Source organism: Streptomyces tendae (genome assembly GCF_008632955.1).
In the GTDB taxonomy this organism is placed as follows: Bacteria; Actinomycetota; Actinomycetes; order Streptomycetales; family Streptomycetaceae; genus Streptomyces.
On record NZ_CP043959.1, the window covers coordinates 5,601,365 to 5,626,979 of the forward strand.

General features: G+C 73.6%; 19 protein-coding genes and 1 pseudogene. 12 read left to right on the forward strand and 8 right to left on the reverse strand.

Translation table 11 applies throughout. The features are described from left to right. Positions 1-127 precede the first annotated feature (127 nt). Positions 128-2,035 carry a DNA primase gene (dnaG, locus tag F3L20_RS25790; protein WP_150156376.1) on the reverse strand — a complete coding sequence of 636 codons (1,908 nt, stop codon included), beginning with the start codon at positions 2,033-2,035 and terminating at the stop codon, positions 128-130. Between the two features lie 229 nt (positions 2,036-2,264). On the opposite strand from dnaG, the gene F3L20_RS34150 reads away from it, so the two are divergent. Then, entirely contained in the window at positions 2,265-2,591 is a 327-nt protein-coding gene (locus F3L20_RS34150) for a hypothetical protein (RefSeq protein ID WP_167534609.1), read from the forward strand. Positions 2,592-2,696: 105 nt separating this feature from the next. On the opposite strand, the gene F3L20_RS25795 is transcribed toward F3L20_RS34150, so the two are convergent. The 3 genes from F3L20_RS25795 to F3L20_RS25805 all read right to left on the reverse strand — a co-directional run bounded on the left by F3L20_RS25795 (position 2,697) and on the right by F3L20_RS25805 (position 6,209). Then, the gene (locus tag F3L20_RS25795; protein WP_150156377.1) at positions 2,697-3,962 is read right to left on the reverse strand and encodes an NAD(P)/FAD-dependent oxidoreductase; all 1,266 of its coding nucleotides are present in this window, start codon (positions 3,960-3,962) and stop codon (positions 2,697-2,699) included. A gap of 89 nt (positions 3,963-4,051) precedes the next feature. After that, positions 4,052-5,359, reverse strand: a complete 1,308-nt coding sequence (locus F3L20_RS25800) for a deoxyguanosinetriphosphate triphosphohydrolase (protein ID WP_150156378.1) — start codon at positions 5,357-5,359, stop codon at positions 4,052-4,054. 49 nt (positions 5,360-5,408) lie between these two features. Continuing rightward, positions 5,409-6,209 (reverse strand): sirohydrochlorin chelatase, encoded by an 801-nt coding sequence (locus F3L20_RS25805; protein WP_150156379.1) that lies wholly within the window; start codon positions 6,207-6,209, stop codon positions 5,409-5,411. Positions 6,210-6,412: 203 nt separating this feature from the next. On the opposite strand from F3L20_RS25805, the gene F3L20_RS25810 reads away from it, so the two are divergent. After that, a complete protein-coding gene (locus F3L20_RS25810; protein ID WP_150156380.1) occupies positions 6,413-7,090 on the forward strand; it encodes a SanA/YdcF family protein in 678 nt (225 codons plus the stop codon). 159 nt (positions 7,091-7,249) lie between these two features. After that, complete coding sequence (locus tag F3L20_RS25815; protein ID WP_150156381.1) at positions 7,250-9,361, forward strand: molybdopterin oxidoreductase family protein; 2,112 nt, start codon at positions 7,250-7,252, stop codon at positions 9,359-9,361. Between the two features lie 28 nt (positions 9,362-9,389). Here F3L20_RS25815 and F3L20_RS25820 read toward each other — a convergent pair whose 3' ends face one another. Further along, positions 9,390-11,036, reverse strand: coding sequence for a M4 family metallopeptidase (locus tag F3L20_RS25820; protein ID WP_150156382.1), 1,647 nt, complete (start codon positions 11,034-11,036; stop codon positions 9,390-9,392). Positions 11,037-11,235: 199 nt separating this feature from the next. On the opposite strand from F3L20_RS25820, the gene F3L20_RS25825 reads away from it, so the two are divergent. From F3L20_RS25825 to F3L20_RS25835, 3 genes and pseudogenes are all read left to right on the forward strand, one after another. Beyond that, a complete protein-coding gene (locus F3L20_RS25825; RefSeq protein ID WP_150156383.1) occupies positions 11,236-11,649 on the forward strand; it encodes a gamma-glutamylcyclotransferase family protein in 414 nt (137 codons plus the stop codon). 945 nt (positions 11,650-12,594) lie between these two features. After that, a pseudogene (locus F3L20_RS25830) lies at positions 12,595-13,139 on the forward strand (hypothetical protein). A gap of 112 nt (positions 13,140-13,251) precedes the next feature. Further along, entirely contained in the window at positions 13,252-13,896 is a 645-nt protein-coding gene (locus tag F3L20_RS25835; RefSeq protein WP_150156384.1) for a class F sortase, read from the forward strand. A gap of 28 nt (positions 13,897-13,924) precedes the next feature. Here the strand turns inward: F3L20_RS25835 and F3L20_RS25840 are convergent, their stop codons facing one another. Further along, the gene (locus tag F3L20_RS25840) at positions 13,925-14,707 is read right to left on the reverse strand and encodes a sulfite exporter TauE/SafE family protein (protein ID WP_150156385.1); all 783 of its coding nucleotides are present in this window, start codon (positions 14,705-14,707) and stop codon (positions 13,925-13,927) included. 194 nt (positions 14,708-14,901) lie between these two features. Between F3L20_RS25840 and F3L20_RS25845 the strand changes: the two genes are divergently transcribed. The 5 genes from F3L20_RS25845 (at position 14,902) to F3L20_RS25865 (ending at position 21,045) form a co-directional block, all read left to right on the forward strand. Beyond that, complete coding sequence (locus F3L20_RS25845) at positions 14,902-16,119, forward strand: NAD(P)/FAD-dependent oxidoreductase (protein ID WP_150156386.1); 1,218 nt, start codon at positions 14,902-14,904, stop codon at positions 16,117-16,119. After that, positions 16,119-18,719, forward strand: a complete 2,601-nt coding sequence (gene nirB, locus F3L20_RS25850; RefSeq protein WP_150156387.1) for a nitrite reductase large subunit NirB — start codon at positions 16,119-16,121, stop codon at positions 18,717-18,719. The genes F3L20_RS25845 and nirB overlap by 1 nt, the downstream gene beginning before the upstream one ends. Further along, entirely contained in the window at positions 18,716-19,069 is a 354-nt protein-coding gene (nirD, locus tag F3L20_RS25855) for a nitrite reductase small subunit NirD (RefSeq protein ID WP_150156388.1), read from the forward strand. The genes nirB and nirD overlap by 4 nt, the downstream gene beginning before the upstream one ends. Before the next feature lie 221 nt (positions 19,070-19,290). Next, positions 19,291-20,448 carry an alkaline phosphatase PhoX gene (locus F3L20_RS25860; RefSeq protein ID WP_150156389.1) on the forward strand — a complete coding sequence of 386 codons (1,158 nt, stop codon included), beginning with the start codon at positions 19,291-19,293 and terminating at the stop codon, positions 20,446-20,448. 150 nt (positions 20,449-20,598) lie between these two features. Continuing rightward, positions 20,599-21,045 (forward strand): excalibur calcium-binding domain-containing protein, encoded by a 447-nt coding sequence (locus F3L20_RS25865; protein ID WP_150156390.1) that lies wholly within the window; start codon positions 20,599-20,601, stop codon positions 21,043-21,045. A gap of 38 nt (positions 21,046-21,083) precedes the next feature. On the opposite strand, the gene F3L20_RS25870 is transcribed toward F3L20_RS25865, so the two are convergent. Next, positions 21,084-21,740: a hypothetical protein gene (locus F3L20_RS25870; protein WP_240810757.1), complete on the reverse strand. Its 657-nt coding sequence runs from the start codon at positions 21,738-21,740 to the stop codon at positions 21,084-21,086. 311 nt (positions 21,741-22,051) lie between these two features. Between F3L20_RS25870 and F3L20_RS25875 the strand changes: the two genes are divergently transcribed. Further along, positions 22,052-22,462, forward strand: coding sequence for an excalibur calcium-binding domain-containing protein (locus tag F3L20_RS25875; RefSeq protein ID WP_150156391.1), 411 nt, complete (start codon positions 22,052-22,054; stop codon positions 22,460-22,462). A 154-nt stretch (positions 22,463-22,616) separates the two neighbouring features. Here the strand turns inward: F3L20_RS25875 and ppdK are convergent, their stop codons facing one another. After that, positions 22,617-25,364, reverse strand: a complete 2,748-nt coding sequence (ppdK, locus tag F3L20_RS25880; protein ID WP_150156392.1) for a pyruvate, phosphate dikinase — start codon at positions 25,362-25,364, stop codon at positions 22,617-22,619. Between the last annotated feature and the right edge of the window lie 251 nt (positions 25,365-25,615).

Below are 25,615 nucleotides of genomic sequence, written 5' to 3' on the forward strand. Positions count from 1 at the left end.
CGGGTGTGTGGGGCGGGGGCACTTCGCCGTCGAGTACCCACGGTCCGCGGGGGCCGGGGACGACTTCGGGAGGCGGCCGGTGCGGGCGGTGTCGGGGGCGGTCCCCGAGGGGTGGGACCGCCTGGGGCTACAGGGCTGCCGCGCCGTGTTCGCGAAGGGCCTGGTCGTACTGCTGGAGGACCCACAACTCGTTCTGCACGGCGGACAGTTCGGCCTGGTCGGCGTGGTTCGACAGGCGGGCCAGCTTGCCGTTGACCTCGCGGACGCGGCGCTCGACGGCCCGGCGCCGCACCCGCACCAGCACCTCGCCCGCGTACACCTCGTCGACCGCCCGGCGCATGATCGCCTCGACGGCCAGCTCGGTGACCATGGCGCGGACGGTGTCGTCGGGGGCCGCGTCGCGCACCCGGATCAGGTACTCCTGCGGGTCCTGGACGCCGTACTCGGCGCCGCCCGCGTCCAGGATCGCCTGGCGCACGGCCGCGTACGGCGGGGCGGTGAACTCGTCGACGCCGTACGCGTCGACGGCCGGGGAGACCAGTTCCGGGCGCTGGAGGGCGAGTTTGAGCAGTTCGCGCTCGGTGGCGAAGACCGGGTTGCGGAGGTTCAGGGCGGGGCCGCGCGGGGCGGAGGGGGCGGCGTACTGCTGGGGGGCGCCGCCCGGCCGGCGCTGCTCGGGCGCCGGGCCCTTGCCGCCGCGGTCGCGGGCCCAGCGGGCGAGCTGGGCGACCCGCTTGACGACGAACTGGGTGTCCAGGATGCCGAGCATCCCGGCGAGCTGGACGGCGACCTCGTGCTGGGCGCCGCTGTTCTTGATGCGGGCGACGATCGGGGCGGCCTCGTCGAGGGCGCCGGCCCGGCCGGCCGGGGTGTCCAGGTCGTAGCGGCGGACGATCTGGCGCAGGGCGAACTCGAACAGCGGGGTGCGCGGCTCGACCAGGTCGGCCACGGCCTCGTCGCCCTTGGCCAGGCGCAGATCGCAGGGGTCCATGCCGTCGGGGGCGATGGCGATGTACGTCTCGGCGGCGAACTTCTGGTCGTCCTCGAAGGCGCGCAGGGCGGCCTTCTGCCCGGCCGCGTCGCCGTCGAACGTGAAGATCACGCGGGCCGAGCCGTTGTCCATCAGCAGGCGCCGGAGGATCTTGATGTGGTCGCCGCCGAAGGCGGTGCCGCAGGTGGCGATGGCGGTGGTGACACCGGCGAGGTGGCAGGCCATGACGTCGGTGTAGCCCTCGACGACGACCGCGCGGGAGGACTTCGCGATGTCCTTCTTCGCCAGGTCGATGCCGTAGAGGACCTGGGACTTCCGGTAGATCGCCGTGTCGGGGGTGTTGAGGTACTTGGGGCCGTTGTCCGCCTCGTAGAGCTTGCGGGCGCCGAAGCCCACGACGTCCCCGCCGATGTCGCGGATGGGCCACATCAGCCGGCCGCGGAAGCGGTCGATGGGGCCGCGGCGGCCCTCCTGGGCGAGTCCGGAGAGCACCAGCTCCTTGTCGCTGAAGCCCTTGCCGCGCAGGAAGCGGGTGAGGTGGTCCCAGCCCTGGGGGCTGTAGCCGACGCCGAAGTGGAGGGCGGCGGCCTGGTCGAAGCCGCGGTCGGCGAGGAAGACCCGACCGGCGTCGGCCTCGGGGGAGGTCGCGAGCTGTTCCGCGTACCACTCGGCGGCCAGCTTGTGCGCCTCCACCAGGCGGATCCGCTCACCGCGCTGGTGGGTGGGGTTGTACCCGCCCTCCTCGTAGCGCAGGGTGATGCCGGCCTGTCCGGCCAGCCGCTCGACCGCCTCCGAGAAGGAGAGGTGGTCGATCTTCATCACGAACGTGATGGTGTCGCCACCCTCCTGGCAGCCGAAGCAGTGGAAGAGTCCCTTGCTCGGGCTGACCTGGAAGGACGGCGACTTCTCGTCGTGGAACGGACACAGGCCCTTCAGGTTCCCGCCGCCCGCGTTGCGCAGCTGGAGGTACTCGGACACCACGGCGTCGATCGGGACCGCGTCCCGTACCGCCTTCACGTCCTCGTCATTGATCCGTCCTGCCACGCGTAGATTCTACGGGTGCGCCATGACATCCCCGGAGCGTGGAGCGCCCCGGGGAGGGCCCGGCACTGTGACATACGCGGCACCTCGGGGGCGTGACCTCGTGGGCATGACCTCGGAGGCGTGACCTCATACCTCCCTCGCCCAGACGTGCTCGTACCAGTCGCTGCCGCCGTTCGCCGGGTCGTGTTCCGGGTCGTGCCTCCACTCGCTCCGGTCGACCGTCCAGCGGTTGTCCGCCGGAGCGCAGCACGTCCGGGACGGACGACCGCTGCACCGGAGCGGACTCACCGTGACCGCGGGCGGGGCCGTGCGCGTGGCGCTGCACGGGAGTGGAGTCGCCGTGACCGCGGGCGGGGCCGTGCGTGTGGGGTCCGGCTCCCCGCTGCCGTTCCAGCGCCTGGACGACGGCGGCGTTGCCGGCCGCGCGCTGCAACGCCGGCAGCCGCCTCACGGCGGCCGGGGCGCCGGACCCCGCCGGACCGGCGGCGTCGGCCGTGCGCGCGGCAGCAGGCGCGGTCCGGGCGGGACGGGCGCCGTTGTCCTGCTGGTCCTGTGAACGCATGCTCCGATCATCGGTCGTCCCGCCCCGGGACACTTGCCTGTTGGGGCACTTGCGCTGCACCGGATCCCCGGTCAGGGCCCCCGGGCGATCGTGGAGCCCCTACCCGGCCAGGCTCTCCAGCGGCACGTGCGGGTCGGCCAGTGCCTCCGTGTCCACCGCCTCCCGGGACCGGATCAGCCGCTGGATCGGATCGGTGACGTCCCACACGTTCACGTTCATCCCGGCCAGCACGCGCCCCTCGCGCACCCAGAACGCGATGAACTCCCGCTTCCCCGCGTCGCCCCGGATCACCACCTGGTCGTACGAGCCCGGCGGCGCCCAGCCCGAGTACTCCATGCCGAGGTCGTACTGGTCGGTGAAGAAGTACGGGACACGGTCGTAGATCTCGTCCCGGCCGAGCATGGCGCGGGCCGCGGCCGGGCCGCCGTTCAGCGCGTTGGCCCAGTGCTCGACCCGCATCCGGGTGTCGAACAGGGCGTGCGGGAAGGACGCGACGTCTCCGGCCGCGTGGACGTCCGGGTCGGACGTGCGCAGCCGCTCGTCGACGAGGACACCGCCGCCGGACGCGGGGTCGGCGAGCTCCAGGCCCGCCGCCTCGGCGAGGGAGGTCCGCGGGGCCGCGCCGATCGCCGCGAGGACGGCGTGCGCCGGGTGCTCCTCGCCGTCGTCGGTGCGGGCGGCGAGGACCATGCCGTCCTGGCCGGTGATCTCGGTGAGCGTGGCGCCGAAGTGGAAGCGCACGCCGTGGTCGCGGTGCAGCTCGGCGAAGAGCTGTCCGAGTTCGGGGCCGAGCACCGAGTGCAGCGGGGTCTGTCCCCGGTGGACGACGGTGACCTCCGCGCCGTAGCTCCGGGCCGCCGCCGCGACCTCCAGGCCGATCCAGCCGGCTCCGGCGATCACCAGGTGGCCGTTGTCCCGGCCGAGGGAGGTGAGCACGCCTTTGAGGCGCTCGGAGTGGGCGAGGCGGCGCAGGTGGTGCACGCCCGCGAGGTCGGTGCCCGGGATGTCCAGCCGGCGGGGTTCCGCGCCGGTGGCGAGCAGCAGCTTGTCGTAGCGGACGGTGGTGCCGTCCTCGCCGAAACGGACGGTCTTCGCCGCGCGGTCCACGGCGTCGACGGTCTGCCCCAGGTGCAGTTCGATGTCGTGCCGCGCGTACCAGGCGGGCTCGTGGACGAAGACGCTGTCGCGCTCGGCCTTGCCCAGGAGGTAGCCCTTGGACAGCGGAGGACGCTCGTAGGGGTGGTCCCGCTCGTCGCAGATCAGTATCACGCGGCCGGTGAAGCCCTCCGCTCTCAGCGTCTCGGCCGCCCTCGCGCCGGCCAGGCCGCCTCCCACGATGACGAATGTCTGATCCGCGTCGACCACGTGATGCCTCCTTCGAGCGTTGCCACCAGCGAGCCTCCCGCACCCGGGGGGCTGCGGGAAGGGGGAGTGACCCGATCAGGCCACCTCCGTCACGCCCGGCCGGTGAGCCGGGCGTGCAGCGAGCGGGCCGAGGCGTCCGTCAAGGACGCGATCTGGTCGACGACCACCCGCTTGCGGGCCCGGTCGTCCGGGGCCCGGTCGAACAGGCTGCGGAACTGCGGGTCCAGGCCGTCGGGGGCGCGGGCGGTGAGCGCCTCGGCCAGCTCCATGACGACGATCCGCTGGTCGGCGCGGAGCCGCTCCTGTTCGGCGCGCTGCATGACGTACCGGTCGGCGACCGCCTTGAGGACCGCGCACTCCATGCGCGTGGAGCGCGGGACGACCAGTTCCGCCCCGTACCGGGTGAGGCGGCCGCCGCCCCAGGCCTGCCGGGTGGCGCCCTCCGCGGCGAGGCAGAAGCGGCCGATGAGCTGGCTGGTGGCGTCCTTCAGGCGGGCCTGGGCGACGGCGGTGCCGTCGTAGCCGTGCGGCCACCACTCCTGGGCGAGCAGCCGGTCGAGGGCGTCCGCCAGTTCGGCGGTGTCGGTGTCCGCCGGGACGTACCGGCCGACGGCGACCGCGAAGACGGCCTCCCGCTCCGGGTCGGCGTGCAGGCAGTTGGGGTCGATGTGTCCGGCGTGCAGGCCGTCCTCCACGTCGTGGACCGAGTAGGCGACGTCGTCGGCCCAGTCCATGACCTGTGCCTCGAAACAGGTGCGGGTGCCGGGGGCGTCCTTGCGGAGCCACTCGAAGACCGGCCGGTCGTCGTCGTAGACGCCGAACTTCACCGACGCCGGGTCGGTGGGGTGGGAGCCGCGCGGCCAGGGGTACTTGGTGGCCGCGTCGAGGGCGGCCCGCGTGAGGTTGAGGCCGACGGAGCCCTCGGGGGTGAACCGCTTGGGCTCGATGCGGGTGAGCAGCCGAAGCGACTGGGCGTTGCCCTCGAAGCCGCCGCAGTCCTCGGCGAACTCGTTCAGCGCCTGCTCGCCGTTGTGGCCGAACGGCGGGTGGCCGAGGTCGTGGGAGAGGCAGGCGGCCTCCACCAGGTCGGCGTCGCAGCCGAGGGCGGCGCCCAGTTCCCGGCCGACCTGGGCGCATTCGAGGGAGTGGGTGAGGCGGGTGCGGGGGCTGGCGTCCCACACCTGGCTCTGCTCGCCGGGGGTGACGACCTGGGTCTTGCCGGCGAGGCGGCGCAGCGCCCCGGAGTGCAGCACCCGGGCCCGGTCGCGCTGGAAGGCGGTGCGGCCCGGCCGCTTGTCGGGCTCGGCGGCCCAGCGCTCGACGGCCGACGGGTCGTATCCGGCGGGTGGGACGTGGTTCGCGGGCGGGGCGGACGTGTCGGACGTGATGCCTTCCATGACCCGACAGTAGCCCCGGCCGGTGACATCACGGACACCGGTGGTCGTGTCACGCCGGGGCGAGGGCGGCCGCCCCGGTGACCGGGGCGGCGGTCCGCAGCGCCTGGTCGTAGCGGTGGAGGAGCAGGCGGGCCATCGCGGGGTGGGTGCCCAGCGGGGCGGAAACGGTGCCGGGCGCGGCCGTCGCGCACTCGGTGGCGAAGCGGCCGGGCGCGGTGAAGCAGGAGGCGACGGCGACCCGGGTGCGGCCGCGGGCGGCGAGGGCGCGGACCGCGTCGGGCACGGTGGGGTCGGCGGCGGAGGCGTAGGCGGGGACGACGGGGACGCCGAGCCGGGCGGCGAGCAGGGCGGCGATGCGTTCGGTGTCGGCGCGGGAGGCGGGGGCGCGGGACCCGGCGGCGGCGAGCACCACGGCGCTCGCGCGGCGGCTCTCCGCGTCCCGGGGGGCCTGCCAGCCCGCCTCGGTGAGCCGGGCGTGCAGGGCGTCCACGAGCAGCGGGTGCGGGCCGATCGGGTCGGCGACGCGGGTGGGCAGCGGTGCCGCCGCGGCGGCGTCGGGGATGTCCCGCGTGACGTGGTGGCCGCGGCCGAACAGCAGCGGGACGAGGACGGCGGAGGCGGTGCCACTCGCGCCCAGTTCGTCGAGGGTGCCGGGGAGCAGGGGGGCGTTCAGCTCGATGTGGCCGAGGTGCACGGGCAGGCCGGGGCGCAGCGCGCGGACCCGCGCCAGGAGCCGTCGCACGGTGGCCAGGGCGCGCGGGTCGCGGCTGCCGTGGGCCACCACGACGAGGGCGGGGGGCGGGACGGCCGGGCGGGGCCGGGCGCCGGGATGCATCGGATACGCCGTCATGCAGCGAGCGTGACCGGACGAGGTTGCCCCGCCGTTGCGCCGGGGTCACGCGTGTTTTCGGGGCGTTCACGCGGGGGCGGGGGTCGGTGTGAGGCGGCGGGTTTCCGTCCCCTCGGTGGCGTGAGGCCGGTCACAGGGTGCGAACCGTGGGCCCCGGCCTGGCGTCCTACCGGATCCAGGACCGACCCGGGGGAGGCCGTCCCATGCGCCGTATCACCGTCCGCCGTCCACGGCTGCCGCGCACCCGCGCGGGGCAGCGGCGGCTGGTGCGGGCCGTCGTGGCGGTGTGTGTGCTGGCGCTGCTGCCGGCGACCTGGCTGCGGCTGAGCACCGGCGACCGGCTGCGCACCACCGCCGACGTGCCGCGCACCGAGGTGGCCGTGGTGTTCGGCGCGGGGCTGTGGGACGGGGAGCCGTCGCCCTACCTGGCGCACCGGCTGGACGCGGCGGCGGAGCTGTACCGCGCGGGGCGGATCAGGGTGGTGCTGGTCACCGGCGACAACAGCCGGGAGGACTACGACGAGCCGGACGCGATGCGCGCCTACCTGACCCGGCACGGGGTGCCCGACGCGCGGATCGTCAGCGACTACGCGGGCTTCGACACGTGGGACTCCTGCGTCCGCGCCCGGAAGATCTTCGGGGTGGACCGGGCGGTGCTGATCAGCCAGGGCTTCCACATCCGCCGCGCGGTGGCGCTGTGCGAGGCGGCCGGCGTCACGTCGTACGGCGTCGGCGTGGACGACCGCCACGACGTCACCTGGTACTACGGCGGCGCCCGCGAGGTCCTCGCGGCGGGCAAGGCGGCCCTGGACGCGGCGTTCCGCCCGGATCCCCACTTCCTGGGTCCGGAGGAACCGGGGGTACGGAGGGCACTGCGGTAACCGAGGAGGAACTGGCGGAGGCCCGCTCCCGGGTCTTCGGCGTCCGAGTGAAGCGCGCCGGTCCCTCACCACGCCCCCCGCCCCGAGGAGAGGGCACCGTGTCCGGGGTGTAACAGCGGCCGGTGCGGTGCGTAACACCGGCGTCGCAGCCTGATCCGTATGCGAAACACCGTGACGTCCACGCACTGCCCCTACTGCGCGCTGCAGTGCGGCATGAACCTGACGCCGGCCGCCGACGGGCGGACCGTCGAGGTGGGCGAGCGCGCGGACTTCCCGGTGAACCGGGGGGCGCTGTGCGGGAAGGGGCGGACCGCGCCGGCCGTGCTGTCGTCGGCCGTGCGGCTGACCTCGCCGCTGGTCAGGTCGGCGGCGGGCACGCTGGAGCCGGCGTCCTGGGAGGAGGCCCTGGACCGGGTCGCCGAGGGCGTCGGGGGCGCTCGCGCTGCGCACGGGGCGGACGCGGTCGGGGTGTTCGGCGGAGGCGGACTGACCAACGAGAAGGCGTACTCGCTGGGGAAGTTCGCCCGGGTGGTGCTGGGCACCTCGCAGATCGACTACAACGGCCGGTTCTGCATGTCGTCGGCGGCCGCCGCGGGCAGCAGGGCGTTCGGGCTCGACCGGGGTCTGCCGTTCCCGCTGGAGGACATCCCGAGGACGGGATGTGTGATCCTTGTCGGCTCCAACCCGGCCGAGACCATGCCCCCGGCCCTGCGGTACTTCACGGAACTGAAGGAGAACGGCGGCACCCTGATCGTCGTCGACCCGCGCCGCACGCGGACCGCCGAGCACGCCGACCTGCACCTGGCCCCCCGCCCCGGCACCGACCTCGCGCTGGCGCTGGGCCTGCTGCACCTGGTCGTCGCCGAGGGGCGCACCGACGAGGAGTACATCCGGGAACGCACGGCCGGCTGGGAGGAGGCCCGGGCCGCCGCGATGGCGCACTGGCCGGAGTACGTGGAGCGGATCACGGGCGTGCCCGTGCCCCAACTACGCCAGGCCGTACGGATGTTCTGCGAGCCGGAGCACGCGATGGTGCTCACCGCGCGGGGTCCGGAGCAGCAGTCCAAGGGCACCGACACGGTGAGCGCGTGGATCAACCTGGCCCTGGCGACCGGTCGGCCCGGCCGCCCGCTGTCCGGGTACGGCTGCCTCACCGGGCAGGGCAACGGGCAGGGCGGGCGCGAACACGGTCAGAAGGCCGACCAGTTGCCCGGCTACCGCAAGCTGACCGACCCGGCCGCGCGGGCGCACGTGGCGCAGGTGTGGGGCGTCGACCCCGACAGCCTGCCCGGCCCGGGCCGCAGCGCCTACGAGCTGCTGGACGCGCTGGGCACGGACATCCGCGCCCTGCTGCTGATGGGCTCCAACCCAGTGGTGTCGGCGCCGCGCGCCGCGCACGTCGAGGAGCGCATCCGCTCGCTGGACTTCCTCGCGGTGTGCGACGTGGTGCTGTCGGAGACGGCCGAACTCGCCGACGTCGTGCTGCCGGTGACGCAGTGGGCGGAGGAGACGGGCACCACCACCAACCTGGAGGGCAGGGTGCTGCTGCGCCGCCGCGCGATCACCCCGCCGGCGGGCGTGCGCAGCGACCTGGAGGTGCTGCACGAGCTCGCGGCGCGGCTGGGCGGCGAGGGCAGCCCGGAGAAGCGGTTCCCGGCCGACCCCGAGGAGGTCTTCGAGGAGCTGCGGCGGGCGAGCGAGGGCGGCCCGGCGGACTACTCGGGGATCACCTACCGGCGGCTCGCCGAGGAGAACGGCGTGTTCTGGCCCTGCCCCTCCCCCGGCGCGGCGGCCGAGGGGGGAGTCCACCCCGGCACCCCGCGCCTCTTCCTCGACCGGTTCGCCACCGAGGACGGCCGGGCCCGGTTCGTGCCGGTGTCGCACCGGGCCGCCGCGGAGGAACCCGACGAGGAGTACCCGGTGCTGCTCACCACCGGGCGGGTCGTGGCGCAGTACCAGTCCGGCGCCCAGACGCGGCGCGTGGACGAACTGAACACCGCCGCGCCCGGCCCGTTCGTGGAGCTGCACCCGCGCCTCGCGCGGCGGATCGGCGCCGCCGAGGGCGAACCGGTGGCCGTGGTGTCACGGCGCGGCCGGGCGGTGGCCCCGGCCCGGATCACCACGTCGATCCGCCCGGACACGGTGTTCATGCCGTTCCACTGGGCCGGTGAGGGCCGCGCCAACACCCTCACCAACCCCGCCCTCGACCCGACGTCCAGGATGCCGGAGTTCAAGGCGTGCGCGGTACGTCTGGAGGCGATACGCCCGTGAGCGCACCGCCTCAGGCGCAGGAGGCGGGTCAGCCCACGCCCACCGCGCTCCAGGCGGCCGCGACCGCCCGGTGCTCGGCGCCGCCCTCGCCGTAGAGGTCCGCCGCCGCCTTCAGGGTGGCGGTGCGGGCGCCGGCGTAGTCGGTCGACGAGGTCATGTGGACCGTGAGGGCCCGGTACCAGATCGTGCCGAGCTTGGCGCGGCCGATGCCGGTGACCGTCGAGCCGTCGCAGGTCGGGGAGTTGTGGGCGGTGCCGCCCACGGTCTTCGCGCCGCTGCCCTCGGCGAGCAGGTAGGCGAAGTGGTTGGCGACGCCGGAGGAGTGATGGACGTCGAGGTCCTTGACCGACGCGTCCCAGCAGTCCGCCGAGGAACCGTCCTTGGAGGGGCGGTCCATGAAGCGCAGGGCGTCCTTCCCGAAGCCGTCGCGGACGACCTCCTCGCCGATCAGCCAGTCGCCCGGGTCCTGCGTGTTGGCCGCGTGGAACTCCACCAGCGTGCCGAAGATGTCGGAGGTGGCCTCGTTCAGTCCGCCGGACTCGCCGGAGTAGGTCAGCCCGGCGGTCTTCGAGGTCACGCCGTGGGTCATCTCGTGCCCGGCGACGTCCAGGGAGACCAGCGGGCCCATCAGGGTGCCGTCGCCGTCGCCGTAGGTCATGCAGAAGCAGCGGTCGTCCCAGAAGGCGTTGTTGTAGGCGTTGCCGTAGTGGACGCGGTTGTACGAGCCCTTGCCGTCGCCCGCGATGCCCCGGCGGCCGTGCACGTCCTCGTAGTAGTCCCAGGTGACGTCGGTGCCGTACTGCGCGTCCACGGCGACCGTGGCGCGGTCGGCGGTGCTCCCGGTGCCCCAGTGGTTGTCGGCGTCGGTGACGACGGGGGCGGGGGCGCGGACGACGCAGACGACGAGGACGCACAGGTCGGTGCGGTTGCCCGCGTCGCCGGTGTAGGTGCCGCCGCGGGTCGGGTCCGTCAGCTCGTACCCGGACGCGGTCCGCGTGGTCTCCAGCGGGACCGTGCCGCCGTAGAGGGACCTGCCGTCGCCGGAGACGCTCTCCAGACGGTCCCAGGTGTCGATGCGGGTGCCGGTGTGCGCGTCGGTGAGCACCGTGCGGGCGACCGGGTTGCCGGCGGAGTCCTGGGCGACGGCGTCGGTGCGCCAGGCCAGGCGGGGGGCGCCGTGCAGGGCGTCGACGACCAGCTCGGGCCGGGCGGTGAGCCGGTTCAGGGTCTCGCCGAGGTGGGCGGCGCGCAGCAGGTTCGCGGCGAGGCCGGCGGCGCGGGGCGCGGGGAGACGCGGGGAGACGGTGGGCAGGTCGATCGCGGCACGGGTGGCGCGGGTGACGTCGCGGTAGGACCCGTCGGGGGCGAGGTGGAGCACGAAGTCGCCGCCCAGCACGGGCAGTCCGCGGTAGGTGCGGTCGTAACGGACATGGCGGCTGCCGTCCGCGTCGACGACGACGTCACGGACCTTCGTGTCCTGGGCGGCGGTGAGGCCGAGGGCGCCGGCGCGGTCGGCCAGGACGGAGGCGGCGGCCTGGACCGCGGCGGCGCGGGTGGGGCGGTCGGCCGCTCCCGCGGTGGTGGGGGTGAGGGCGGCGGCCAGCAGGGCGGCGCCGGTGACGGCGGCTCCGGCCACGGCGAGACGGGGACGTCGGGCATGCCGTATCGGGCTCAAGCGGTCTCCTGGAACGGGCGCCCCGACGCGGGTGGGGGGACGGGGCGTGGCTGGTGGTGACCGCGATTCAAGTGGGGGGCGCCTGTCATGTCCATAGCGCGAATGTGGGGGTGTGTGAGGGGAGAGAATCGTTCCCGCAAGGCTCCGGTGGCACTTCGGTGCAGAGGGGCTCCGCCGATCGTCCGCGCAGGTGAAGCGAGTGAACCTCCCCTTCTTCGTCTACGGCACCCTCCGCCCCGGCGAGGTCAACCACGACCGCTTCCTGCGCGGGCGCACCGCGCACGAGGAGGCGGGCCGGCTGCGGGGCGCGGTGCTGTACGAGGGCCCCGGTTACCCGTACGCCGTGGAGACGCCGGACGGGGAGGTGCGCGGGGAGCTGGTGACCGCCCTGCCGGAGGCGTACGCGGAACTGCTGGCGCGGCTGGACCGGCTGGAGGAGTACGTGCCGGGTGACCCGCGCAACCTGTACGACCGGGTGGCGCGGCCGGTGGTCCGGGAGACCGGCGGCGCGACGGTCCGGGCGTGGGTGTACGTCGCGGCCCCGGCGGTCGCGGCTCGCCTGCGGGCGCGCGGGACACGGGTGGAGGGCGGGGACTGGCGAGGGATGAGGTAAGGCGCCCGCGCGGTCACACCCCGAGGCGCCCCGCGACGCCCCCCCCACGGGCCCGCGGCCCACGCGCGGAGGACGGGACCGGCAAGGGATTGGGGAGACGCCCCGCGGTCACACCCCGAGGCGCCCCGCCGACGCCCCCCACGGGCCCGCGGCCACGCGCGGAGGACGGGGACCGGCAAGGGATTGGGGAGACGCCCCCGCGGTCACACCCGAGGCGCCCCGCCGACGCCCCCCCCACGGGCCCACGGCCCACGCGCGGAGGACGGGGACCGGCAAGGGATGAGGTGAGAGACCCCCGAGGTCACGACCCGAGGCCCCCGCGCCGCCCGCCCACGGACCCGCGGCCTACGCACGAGGGACGGGGACCGGCGAGGGATGAGGTAAGGCGCCCGCGCGGTCACACCCGAGGCGCCCCGCCGACGCCCCCACGGGCCCGCGGCCCACGCGCGGAGGACGGGGGCCGGCGAAGACCGGCCTGAGGCGCCCGCGCGGTCGCGCGTCGGGCAGCGGCGCCGGATGCCGACGGCAGCCACGCCACCAGAGGATCGGCCGCCTGGGCGCCGCGAGTTCGCGTCCCCGGGGCGAGCCGGCCTCAGGCGGCCGGCGGTCGGGCCCGGGAGGCGCACCAGATGTGCGGCGGTCACGCCGAGGGGGCGGCTCGCCCGGTCAGCCCAGGCTCGCCCGGTCAGCCCCTCCTGGCCCCGCCCGGCCCAATGCGCCCGCACCCCGCCCGGCCGCTCGCGTTCACGCCGGTGACCTGCTGAAACGCGGGGCGGGCGGGCGCGGACCGGACCGCCTGACACCCGTTCAGCCGCCGCCCTGACGCCTCCTCAGGAAGCGGTACCCGCCCCGGGGCACTTACCTCGGAGGGGCAGGGACGCGGTCGACGGCGGCACATGGGGGTGCCGCGGGCCGGGTCGCCTCCGTGAGCTCGAGGGAGCATCGATGCGACGTACCGCCCGGCTGCTGACCGGCACGACCGGCGCCGCACTCGCCGTGGCCACCGCGGGGCTGCTCGCCTCCCCCGCGTACGCCGGGGAGGCCCCCGGCCCGTCGACCGGGGCCTGCGGATGTACCCGTCGTCCGTCGCGCCGGGTGCGCAGGTCTCCGCGAACACCGCGGCGTGCGGCGACGAGGGGACGGCGGCGGGCGACGCCTCCGCCGTCGGGGCCGGCCGGTTCACGCTGGCGCCGAGCACGTACGAGCGGGACGCGATCGGGCAGTTCCAGGTGCCGCCGAGCGCGCAGCCCGGGACGTACGAGATCGTCGTCGCCTGCGCCGGGAGCGGGCGCGAGGTGACCGGTGACCTCGTGGTGACGCTGACACCGGACGCGGAGCTCGTGATTCCGCGAGGAAGTGTGAAGACGGGGGTCGGCGGCGCGCTGGGCACCGACCCCGTACAGACCGCGGCCGGGGTGACGGCGCTCGCCGTCGCCGCCGCGGGCGGTACCTGGCTCCTGCATCGCCGGGCGAGAGGCGACGGGATCTGACGGGCACCCTCCGCCGCCCGTCCCGCAGGTACCGCAACCCCTCCCCCTCCGGGTCCGACGCCCCTCGCGGCCCGGAGGGGGGTACGGGGCCGATCCGAGGTGAGGTCTCCTCATGCGCAGGTTCCGCCGGACCCGGAGTCCCGGCAACACGGCGATAGCCGCCGTCACGGTGTGCGCCCTGTGCGCGGGGGCCGTGCTGCTGCGGGACGGCAGGGCCGACTCCCCGCCGCAGCCGTCCGCCGCGCAGGCGCACTCCGAGACCGACGCGCACGGCCCGGCCCGCTCCTCGGTCCCGGCGCTGCCGCCGTCGCCGCCCGACCGGGTCCGCATCCCCGCGATCGACGTGGACGCGCCGCTGACCGGCCTCGGGCTGACCGGGACCGGCTCTCTGGACGTCCCGCCCAACGACCGACCCGACCTGGCCGGCTGGTACGAGGCGGGCACCACCCCCGGCGAGCGGGGCACCGCGATCATCGCGGGTCACGTGGACAACGCCGACGGCCCGGCCGTCTTCTACTCCCTGGGCGCCCTGGACAAGGGCAGCACGGTCGAGGTGGCCCGGCGCGACGGCACGGTCGCGGTGTTCACGGTGGACGCCGTCGAGGCGTACGACGCGCGGGACTTCCCCGACGCGAAGGTCTACGGCGCGACGGACCGCCCGGAGCTGCGCGTCATCACCTGCGGCGCCGGCTACTCCCCCGCCACCGGCTACCGCGGCAACGTGGTCGTCTACGCCCACCTGACGGGCACACGCTGATTCCCACGGCGTGCCCCGCCCGCCGGTACTACGCCAGCCACTGCTCGTACGCCATGTTCGCCACCAGGGCGAAGACGACCGTGAGCAGAACCACGCGGACGAAGCCGCTGCCGCGCTTGAGGGCGGTGCGGGCGCCCAGCATGCCGCCCGCCAGGTTGAAGACCGCCATCACCACCGCCAGTTGCCACAGCACGGCGCCCTGCCAGGCGAAGGTGGCGAGCGCGCCCGCGTTGGTGCAGCAGTTGACGATCTTCGCGGTGGCGGAGGCGGTGACCAGGTCCAGGTGGAGCAGGGCGGTGAGCGCCAGGACGAGGAACGTACCGGTGCCGGGGCCGATCAGGCCGTCGTAGAAGCCGATGCCGAGGCCGGCCAGGCCGATCGCGGCGAGGATCTGCCGGCGGGTCGCCGGACCCGGCGCGGGGGCCGTGCCGAAGGCGGGCCGCAGGATGACGAAGGCGGCCACCGCCAGCAGCACCACCATGATCACCGGCTTGAGCACCTCGGTGCTCATCCCGGCCGCGAGGAACGCCCCGCCCGACGACCCGGCGAGCGCGGCCAGCCCGATCCGCACCGCCGTCCGCACGTCCACCGGCGCCTTGCGGGCGTACGTCACCGCCGCGCCCGTGGTGCCTACGATCGCGACCGCCTTGTTGGTGCCCAGCGCGTGCGCGGCAGGGGTCCCGGCGGGCAGGCCGAGCAGCAGGGCGGGGAGGAGCAGCAGCCCTCCGCCGCCCACCACGGCGTCGATCCAGCCGGCGGCGAGGGCGGCCACGCAGAGCAGGACGACCGTGGTCAGGGTTATGTCGGGCATGGCCGTGAGCTTATGAAGGCGGTAGATGTTGCGTCCATCAAGATGAGCGTCTCTTGAGGTTGGGCTCCTCACACCGGTCTCCGCGCCCACCACCGGAAGCCTCACACCCGCGCCCCCCGATCGCTGAGGGCAGCGTTCCGCGCGGGAAACAGAAGGGATGCCACCGGGTAACACCCGCCCCGCACGCTCGGGGCATGACCTCGAACGAGCGTGTGGTGGTGATCGGCTCCGGCCTCGCGGGCGTACGTCTCGCCCGGCGGCTCGGCGAGCTGGGCACGCCCGTGACGCTGATCGGCGAGGAGGAGCACCCGCCGTACAACCGGGTGCTGCTCGCCGAGGTGCTCGCCGGGCGCTACCGGCCCGAGGTGATCGCCCTGCCCGCCCCCGCGGAGCTGGTCCGCGCCCGGGTCACCGGCATCGACCGGGGCCGGCGGACCGTGGCCTGCGCGGAGGGCTCGGAGATCGCCTACGGACGGCTGGTGCTGGCCACCGGCTCCAACCCGGTCCTGCCGCCGCTGCGCGGCCTGTTCACCGAGGACCACGCGCTGCCCCGGGGCGTGCACGCGTTCCGCACGCTGGACGACTGCCTGGGCCTGTCCGCCGAGGTGCGGCCGGGCATACGGGCCGTGGTGATCGGCGGCGGGCTGCTCGGGGTGTCCGCGGCCCGCGCGCTGGCCGTGCGCGGCGCCCAGGTGGTCCTCGCCCAGCAGTCCGAGCGGCTCATGGAGCGCCAGCTCGACCCGGCCGCCTCCGCGCTGGTCCGGCGCCATCTCACCGGCCTCGGCGTGGAGGTGCACACCGAGTGCCGCGTCCGGGACGTGCGCTGCGTCGGCGGCGCGGTCCGCTCGGTGGAGATGGCCGACGGCTACGCCCTGGACGCCGACCTGGTGGTGCTGGCCTGCGGGGTGCACCCGAGGGTCTCCCTCGCCCAGGCCGCCGGCCTGGACGTGGCCAAGGGTGTCGTCGTCGACGACGAGCTGCGCACGTCCGACCCGTACGTCCACGCGGTCGGCGACTGCGCCCAGCACGCCGGCACCGTCTACGGACTGGCCACCCCGGCCCTGGAACAGGCCGACGCGCTCGCCGCGCTGCTCGCCGGGGACACCACCGCCCGCTACACCGGCACCCGCTCGCTCACCCGGCTGACCCTGACCGGGCCGGACAGCCCCTTCGACCTGGCCGCGTTCGGCGAGACCGAGGTGCTGCCGGGCGACGACGTCGTGCAGCTCACCGACGCCACCCGCGGCACCTACCGCAAGGTCGTGGTCCGCGACGACCGCCTGGTCGGCGGCGTCCTGGTCGGCGAACTCGGCACCGTCGGCGCCCTCGCGCGCGCCTGGGAGGGAGCAGAGCCGCTCCCGTCCGACGGCGGGCCCCTGCTCCACCTGCTCACCAACGACGGAGGCTCCTGATGCCCACGGACACCTCGACCATCGTGCTCGTCGGCCACGGCATGGTCGGCCAGCGCTTCCTGGAGGCGCTCGCCGAGCGCGGCCTGACCGCCACGCACCGCGTGGTCGTGCTGTGCGAGGAGCCGCGTCCGGCGTACGACCGCGTGCAGCTCACCTCGTACTTCTCGGGCCGCACCCCCGAGGACCTGTCGCTGACGGACGCGCGGTTCATCGAGGACCACGGCATCGAACTGCACGTCGGCGACCCCGCCGAGCACGTGGACCGTGAGGCCCGCACGGTGACCGCCCGCTCCGGTCTGGTCGTCGGCTACGACGTGCTGGTGCTGGCGACCGGCTCGTACCCTTTCGTGCCGCCGGTGCCGAACAAGGACGCCGAGGGCTGCTTCGTCTACCGCACCATCGAGGACCTGCTCGCGATCGAGGAGTACGCGCGGAGGAAGGCGACCGTGGGCGCGGTGGTCGGCGGCGGTCTGCTCGGCCTGGAGGCGGCCGGCGCGCTCAAGGACCTCGGACTCACCTCGCACATCGTGGAGTTCGCGCCGCGCCTGATGCCGGTGCAGGTCGACGAGGGCGGCGGCGCGGCGCTGCTGCGCACCATCGAGGACATGGGGCTCTCCGTCCACACGGGCGTGGGCACCCAGGAGATCGTGGTCGACGAGGCGGGCGCCGTCACCGGCATGAGGCTGTCCGACGGCTCCGAACTCGCCGCCGACATGGTGGTGTTCTCCGCCGGTGTCCGCCCCCGCGACCAGCTGGCCCGCGACTGCGGTCTGACGGTCGGCGAACGCGGCGGGATCACCGTCGACGAGCAGTGCCGTACGGTCGCCGACCCGCACGTGTTCGCGATCGGCGAGTGCGCGCTGGCCGCCGACGGCCGGGTGTACGGCCTGGTCGCCCCCGGCTACGAGCAGGCGGAGACGGCCGCCGCGACCATCGCCGAGGACGAGGCCGCCTTCACCGGCGCCGACCTGTCCACGAAGCTGAAGCTGCTCGGCGTGGACGTGGCGTCCTTCGGCGACGCGCACGGCACCGCCGGGGACTGCCTGGACGTCGTCTACTCCGACTCGCGCGCCGGCCTGTACAAGAAGCTGGTGATCGGCCGGGACGGCACGCTGCTCGGCGGCATCCTGGTCGGCGACGCGGAGGCGTACGGCACGCTGCGGGCGTTCACCGGCTCGGTGCCGCCGGTCGCGCCGGAGTCGCTGGTGCTGCCCGCGGGGGCCGGGGCCCCGGCCGTGCTCGGCCCGTCCGCGCTGCCCGACGAGGCGGTGATCTGCTCCTGCCACAACGTCACCAAGGGCGCCGTCCGCGGCGCGGTCACCGACCACGCGTGCACCACCGTGCCCGAGGTGAAGAAGTGCACCAAGGCCGGCACCGGCTGCGGCAGTTGCGTCAGGGTGCTGGGCCAGCTGGTGGACGCCGAGCTGGAGGCGAGCGGCGTCGAGGTCGACAAGGGCCTGTGCGCCTGCTTCTCCCAGACCCGCGAGGAGCTGTACGAGATCGTCCTCGCCCTGCGCATCGCCTCCCACCGCGAGCTGCTGGACCGGTACGGCCGGGAGGGGGCGCGCGGCGGCGACGGCTGCGAGGTGTGCAAGCCGACGGTCGGCTCGGTCATCGCCTCCCTGGCTCCCGCGATCGGCGCGAGCACGTACGTGCTGGACGGCGAGCAGGCGGCGCTGCAGGACACCAACGACCACTTCCTGGCCAACCTGCAGAGGAACGGCTCGTACTCGGTGGTGCCGCGCATCCCCGGCGGGGAGGTAGCGCCGGAGAAGCTGATCGTGATCGGCGAGATCGCCCGTGACTTCGGCCTCTACACGAAGATCACCGGCGGTCAGCGGATCGACATGTTCGGCGCGCGGGTCGAGCAGCTGCCGCTGATCTGGGCCCGGCTGGTCGACGCCGGTTTCGAGTCGGGGCACGCCTACGGCAAGTCGCTGCGCACGGTGAAGTCCTGCGTGGGGCAGACCTGGTGCCGCTACGGCGTCCAGGACTCCGTGCGCATGGCGATCGACCTGGAGCTGCGCTACCGGGGCCTGCGCTCCCCGCACAAGCTCAAGTCGGCGGTCTCCGGCTGCCAGCGGGAGTGCGCCGAGGCCCGGTCGAAGGACTTCGGCGTCATCGCCACCGCGGGCGGCTGGAACCTGTACGTCGGCGGCAACGGCGGCGCCACCCCGCGCCACGCCGATCTACTGGCGCAGGACCTCTCCGACGCCGAACTGATCCGCCTGATCGACCGGTTCCTGATGTTCTACATCCGCACCGCCGACCGGCTGGAGCGCACCAGCGTCTGGCTGGACCGGATCCCCGGCGGACTGGACCACGTACGGGACGTCGTGGTGCACGACTCGCTCGGCATCTGCGACGAGCTGGAGTCGCTGATGGCCGCGCACGTCGCGCACTACCGCGACGAGTGGGCCGAGACGATCAACGACCCGGAGAAGCTGGCCCGGTTCGTGTCCTTCGTCAACGCCCCGGACACCCCCGACCCGGTGGTCGCCTTCGTCCCCGAACGCGACCAGATCAAGCCCGACCTGCCCCTGCTGAGCATCGGCCTGCGTCCCGCCGACGACGTCCTGGAAGGAAGCACACAGCGATGACCCTGGCACTCGAGACGACCACCGGCCTGACGATCCGACTCCGCCTGGAGGACGACTGGTTCGAGGTCTGCGACCTCGGCGCGATGATCCCGGGCCGGGGCGTGGCCGCCCTGCTGCCCGACGGCCGGCAGGCCGCCGTGTTCACCGACCGCGCGGGACGCCTCTACGCCCTCGACAACCGCGACCCGTTCACCGGGGCGGCGGTCCTCTCCCGCGGGCTCACCGGCACCCACCGAGGCCGCCCGTTCGTCGCCTCCCCGCTCCTGAAGCAGCGTTTCGACCTGGAGACCGGCCGGTGCCTGGACGACGACACGGTCCGCGTGACGACGTACGAGGTCGAGGCGGCCTGAGCGGCCGGGGCTGTCGGGTCCGGGCCGCTGCGGCCCCGGGCCCCCGGTGGCGGTGCCGCTGTGAACGCGGGGCCGCCGGCCCGGTACGCGCCTGCCCGCGAGACGGCCACCGGCCCGTACGCCGCCGGCCATGAAGCGTCCATGTCATTCCCGTAGGTTCGCTGCTCGCACGCCCCCGTCGCCGACCGGCGGCGGGGCGGTAACGGCCACCTGGAGTGACAGTGGAACGTCGTACCTTCCTTCGTGCGACCGCCCTCGGCGGCAGCTCCGCCGTACTCGGCGGGACCCTGTGGCGCGGTGCCGCGTACGCCGCCCCCGCCCAGCCCGGCACCGGCCCGTACGGGGCGCTCGGGACGGCGGACGCCAACGGGATCGCCCTCCCGGCGGGATTCACCAGCCGGGTGATCGCCCGCTCCGGGCAGCGGGTCGGGAGCACGTCGTACACCTGGCACAACGCCCCGGACGGCGGGGCCTGTTACGCCGACGGGAGCGGCTGGATCTACGTCTCCAACTCGGAGATCAACCCGTCGGGCGGCGCGAGCGCGGTGAAGTTCTCGGCCACCGGCGCCATCACGGGCGCGTACCGCGTCCTGTCCGGCACCCGGCAGAATTGCGCCGGCGGGAAGACCCCGTGGAACACGTGGCTGTCCTGTGAGGAGGTGGACCGCGGGTACGTCTACGAGACCGACCCGTGGGGCGTGAAGGCGGCCGTACGCCGTGACGCCATGGGGCGCTTCAAGCACGAGGCGGCGGCAGCCGACCCGGTGCGCAGGGTGATCTACCTGACCGAGGACGTCTCGGACGGCTGCTTCTACCGTTTCAGGCCCACGACCTGGGGCGACCTGTCCTCCGGCACACTGGAGGTGCTGGTCGGCGGCAGCGGCACCAGCGGCCCGGTGAGCTGGGCCCGGGTCCCGGACCCGTCCGGCGCCACCGCCACCCGTAACCAGATCTCCGGAGCCAAGCGCTTCAACGGCGGCGAGGGCTGCCACTACGCGAACGACACATGCTGGTTCACCACCAAGGGCGACAACCGGGTCTGGCAGTACGACGCTGCCGCCCAGACCGTCGAACTCGCCTACGACGACTCGCTGGTGCCCAGTGGAACGGCCCCCCTGACCGGGGTCGACAACGTCACCGGCTCCTCCTCCGGCGACCTCTTCGTCGCCGAGGACGGCGGGAACATGGAGATCTGCGTCATCACTCCCGACGACGTGGTGGCCCCGTTCCTGCGCGTCAGCGGTCAGTCGGGCTCCGAGATCACCGGCCCGGCCTTCTCCCCGGACGGCTCCCGCCTGTACTTCTCCAGTCAGCGCGGTACGAGCGGGAGTTCGTCGGGCGGCATCACGTACGAGGTGAAGGGTCCCTTCCGGGCATGACGTACCGGGAGGTGGCGGACAGCCACCTCCCGGTCACGTCACGTTCCCATCACGGGTCCTTCATATTCCTCACGCGCCACGAGCCCCCCAGTAGCTTCGACACCCTCGCACCGATCACACGCTTTCGTCCGACCTGGGGGGCTCCTCACCATGATCCCGTTCCGTACCTCCGCCGCCGCGCTGCTCACCGCCGTCGCCCTGGCCGCCGTACCGGCCACCGCCGTGGCCCACGACGGCAACCACCCGTTCGAGAACTGCACCGACGCGTACGACAACGGGTACAGCGACATCCCGAAGAGCGACACCGAGCACTACGGCACGCACCTCGACCGGGACAACGACGGGGTCGGCTGCGACCAGCCGCCGTCGGACTTCGTGCCGCGCGACGAGAGCGACGACGACGGTGCGGGTGCCGGCGCGGGCGCCGAGGACAGCGGCGCCGAGAAGGAGAACGGCGGCGGCACCGACCTCGCCGAGACCGGGGGCAGCGACACCACCCCGTACCTCGCGGCCGGGGGCGCGGCCGTGGTCCTGCTGGGCCTCGCGGCCGGCGCGGCCGTGATGATCGCCGCGCGTCGGCGCCGCGACAACCGCTGACCCACCCCCTGGGGGCCGGGTGCCCGGCCCCCAGGGGATCACAGTGACAGCAGCAGGGAACCCTCCTTGCCCTGCCGGCGCCGCACATGGCCGCGCCACCCGGCCAGGGCCGCCATCAGCGTCCAGGTCACCAGGCCGGCGAACGCCCCGTGGAGCCGGCCGGCGGCGTCCACCTGGTCCGCCCGCTCCATGGGCACGACACCCTCCGGGTCACGGATCACTTCGAGCCGCTGCCCCGGCCGGGGAGCCCGGTCGCCCTTGTAGGTCATCCGCTCGGCCAGTTCCCGGCCGTCCTCGGTGCGCAGCGTGAGCCGGTGGTTGCTGCCGCCCGTCCCGTCCGCGCTGTCGGCGACGATCACCACACTCTCGCGCACCCCGCGCACCTCCAGCGCCAGTTCGGGCGCGTACTGGACGGCCCCGACGAGGACCATCAGGCCGGGCGCCAGGGAGAGCAGGGCGATCCAGCCCGCGCGGTGCAGCCAGATCAGCAGCCCGCCGAAGGTCAGGCAGAGTACGAGCCCCACGACGATGGGCACCGCCACCCACCGCAGCGTCAGGTAGGACACGCAGGCGGTGACGAGCGCGGCGACCCAGCCGCACAGCGCCACCCACGCCGCGCGCCGCACCGACCGCCAGGGATCGACGGCGTGCCCTGCCGTGCCGTCCTGGGTTCCGGCCCCGCTTCCCCGTGTCACCGGTGACACCGCTGCACCTTCCGTTCCCCCGCCGTGGCGGCACTCGTCCGGCTCAGGACACTACCGGCCGTGCCTCGCATCGGACCGGCCGCGGCGGCCATCGCCGGATGCGGCACCCCTCTCGACGTGGGCTTTCGGCGCGAAACAGAGGAAGGACCGCCTCCGTTCGTGGCGGTCCGCCACGAAGCCGTCACATCACGTTCACATCACAGGTCACTCGTAACCCTCTGCATCACTACTGAACGGCCAGTAACTTCATCACGCCACAGCACATGTACCGGCACCCGCAATCGGACTTGGGGGCATTTAGCATGCACCTGACACGTAGCACCCTCACGGCCCTCGCCGCCCTCACCCTGGCCGCCCTCCCCGTCACCGCGTCGGCCCACGACGGGGACCACCCGTTCAAGAGCTGCCCGCAGGCGTACGACAACGGCTACTCCAGGCTCTCCAGCGGGGACGACCACTACGGCCCCGAACTCGACCCCGACGGGGACGGCATCGCCTGCGACGAACCCCCCTCCGGCTTCATCCCGCGTGACCACACCGAGGTCGGCGGGGACACCACCCCCGTGGCCGACACCACCACGGCTGCCCGGAGCGACGACCTCGCCGACGAGGACAGCGCCCTCACCACCTACGTGACCACGGGCGTCGCCGCCGTGGTCCTCGCCGGAGGCATCGTGCTCATCGCCTCCCGCCTGCGCCGCAACCGCACCTGACCGCCCCACCGGGCGCATTACGCGTGTGCGCACGACGGGAGGGGCGGCACCCCCGCACGGGTGCCGCCCCTCCTTCGTGATCCGGAGCCGTCGCCGATCGGTGAGGGTGGTCGGGTGACAGACGACGGCCCCGGGGCCGGACGCCCCGGAGGGCTCAGCGGTGGTCGCTGCCCTCCGAGGTGACGGCCGCGCGGCCGGCCTCCAGACGGGCCACCGGGATACGGAACGGGGAGCAGGAGACGTAGTCCAGTCCCACCTCGTGGAAGAAGTGGACCGACTCCGGGTCGCCGCCGTGCTCGCCGCAGACGCCGAGCTTCAGGTCCGGGCGGGTCTCACGGCCGGCCTTGGCCGCGGACTGCACCAGGGAGCCCACGCCGTCCTGGTCGATCGTCTCGAACGGCGACACCCCGAAGATGCCCTTCTCCAGGTAGGCCGTGAAGAAGCTGGCCTCCACGTCGTCCCGGGAGAAGCCCCACACCGTCTGGGTGAGGTCGTTGGTGCCGAAGGAGAAGAACTCGGCCGCCTCCGCGATCTGGCCGGCGGTCAGCGCGGCCCGCGGCAGCTCGATCATCGTGCCGATGGCGAGCTTGAGCCGCGTGCCGGTGGCCTCCTCGACCTCCGCGATGACCTTGTCGGCCTCCTCGCGGACGATCTCCAGCTCCTGGACGGTGCCGACCAGCGGAATCATGATCTCCGCGCGCGGGTCGCCCTTGGCGTTCCGGCGCTCGGCCGCGGCCTCGGCGATCGCCCGCACCTGCATGGTGAACAGGCCCGGGATGACCAGTCCGAGACGGACACCGCGCAGACCCAGCATCGGGTTCTGCTCGTGCAGCCGGTGCACGGCCTGGAGCAGCCGCAGCTCGTTCTCGTGCGGCTCCTGCCGGGACTCGGCGAGGGCCACGCGGACCGACAGCTCGGTGATGTCGGGCAGGAACTCGTGCAGCGGCGGGTCGAGCAGGCGGATGGTGACGGGCAGGCCGTCCATCGCCTCGAACAGCTCGACGAAGTCCTGCTTCTGCAACGGCAGCAGTCCCTTGAGGGACTCCTCGCGCTCCACCTGGGTGTCGGCCAGGATCAGCCGCTCCACCAGTTCGCGCCGGTCACCGAGGAACATGTGCTCGGTGCGGCACAGGCCGATGCCCTGGGCACCGAACCGGCGGGCGCGCAGCGCGTCCTCGGCGTTGTCGGCGTTGGCGCGCACCCGCAGCCGGCGCTTGCGGTCGGCGAACGCCATCATCCGGTGCACGGCCTCGACCAGCTCGTCGGCGTCGTCGGCGCCGGGGTGCATCCGGCCCTCGAAGTACTCCACGACCGGGGACGGGACGACCGGGACCTCACCCAGGTAGACCTTGCCGGAGGAGCCGTCGATGGAGATGACGTCGCCCTCCTCGACGACCCGCCCGCCGGGCACGGTCATCCGGCGGCGCTTGGTGTCGACCTCCAGCTCCTCGGCGCCGCAGACACAGGTCTTGCCCATGCCGCGGGCGACGACGGCCGCGTGGGAGGTCTTGCCGCCGCGCGAGGTGAGGATGCCCTCGGCGGCGATCATGCCGTCCAGGTCGTCGGGGTTGGTCTCGCGGCGGATCAGGATGACCTTCTCGCCGGACCGGGACCACTTGACGGCGGTGTAGGAGTCGAAGACCGCCTTGCCGACCGCGGCGCCCGGGGAGGCGGCGATGCCCCGCCCGACCTGCTCGACCTTCGCCTCGTCGTCGAAGCGCGGGAACATCAGCTGGGCGAGCTGCGCGCCGTTGACCCGGCACAGGGCCTCGGCCTCGTCGATCAGGCCCTGGTCCACCAGCTGCGTGGCGATGCGGAAGGCGGCGCCCGCGGTGCGCTTGCCGACGCGGGTCTGCAGCATCCACAGCTGGCCGCGCTCGATGGTGAACTCGATGTCGCAGAGATCCTTGTAGTGGTTCTCCAGCGTCTCCATGATCTGCATCAGCTGGTCGTACGACTTCTTGTCGATCTGCTCCAGCTCCGCGAGCGGGACCGTGTTGCGGATGCCCGCGACGACGTCCTCGCCCTGCGCGTTCTGCAGGTAGTCGCCGTAGACGCCCTGGTAGCCGGAGGCGGGGTCACGGGTGAAGGCGACGCCGGTGCCGGAGTCGGGGCCGAGGTTGCCGAAGACCATCGAGCAGACGTTCACGGCGGTGCCCAGGTCGTGCGGGATGCGCTCCTGGCGGCGGTAGAGCTTGGCCCGCTCGCCGTTCCAGGAGTCGAAGACCGCCTTGATGGCGAGGTCCATCTGCTCGCGCGGGTCCTGCGGGAAGTCCCGGCCGCACTCGGTCTTGACGATCTTCTTGAACTTGGTGACGAGCTTCTTGAGGTCGGCGGCCTCCAGCTCGGTGTCGACCGTGACCTTCTTGGCCGCCTTGGCCGCCTCGAGGGCGTCCTCGAACAGCTCGCCGTCCACGCCGAGGACGGTCTTGCCGAACATCTGGATGAGGCGCCGGTAGGAGTCCCACGCGAACCGGTCGTCACCGGCCTGCTTGGCCAGGCCCTGCACGGACTTGTCCGACAGACCGATGTTGAGGACGGTGTCCATCATGCCCGGCATGGAGAACTTGGCACCGGAACGGACCGACACGAGAAGGGGGTCGTCGGCCTGGCCGAGCTTCTTGCCCATCTTCTGCTCAAGGGCGTCGAGGTGCGCACTCACCTCGTCACGCAGTGCCGCGGGCTCCTCGCCACTGTCGAGGTAGACCTTGCAGGCCTCGGTGGTGATGGTGAACCCGGGTGGCACGGGGAGACCGAGATTGGTCATCTCGGCGAGGTTGGCCCCCTTGCCGCCCAGCAGGTCCTTGAGGTCCTTGTTGCCCTCGGTGAAGTCGTAGACGAACTTCACGCTCTCAACGCTCGTGCCCGACTGAGCTACGTGGGGATCTTTGTTTTCCGACACGGGTCTCGACTCCTCGAGGACGCGGTGGCTGCCCTGACGGCGAGGAATGTACCCAGATCAAAGGCGTCTGAGTACGTCCACTTGTGCGTCGTGCGCCTGTGACCGGCCGAGTGCCAGCGGATCGAAAGTCAAGGCTTGGCAAGCGGTCAGGGCCGAGTGTTTTCACTTCTTGAACGCGGAGCGCCTCCCGCGACCGCGTGAGCCGCTCATGTGAGCACCTTTGCCCACGTTTGATTTCGCTCGATGAACGA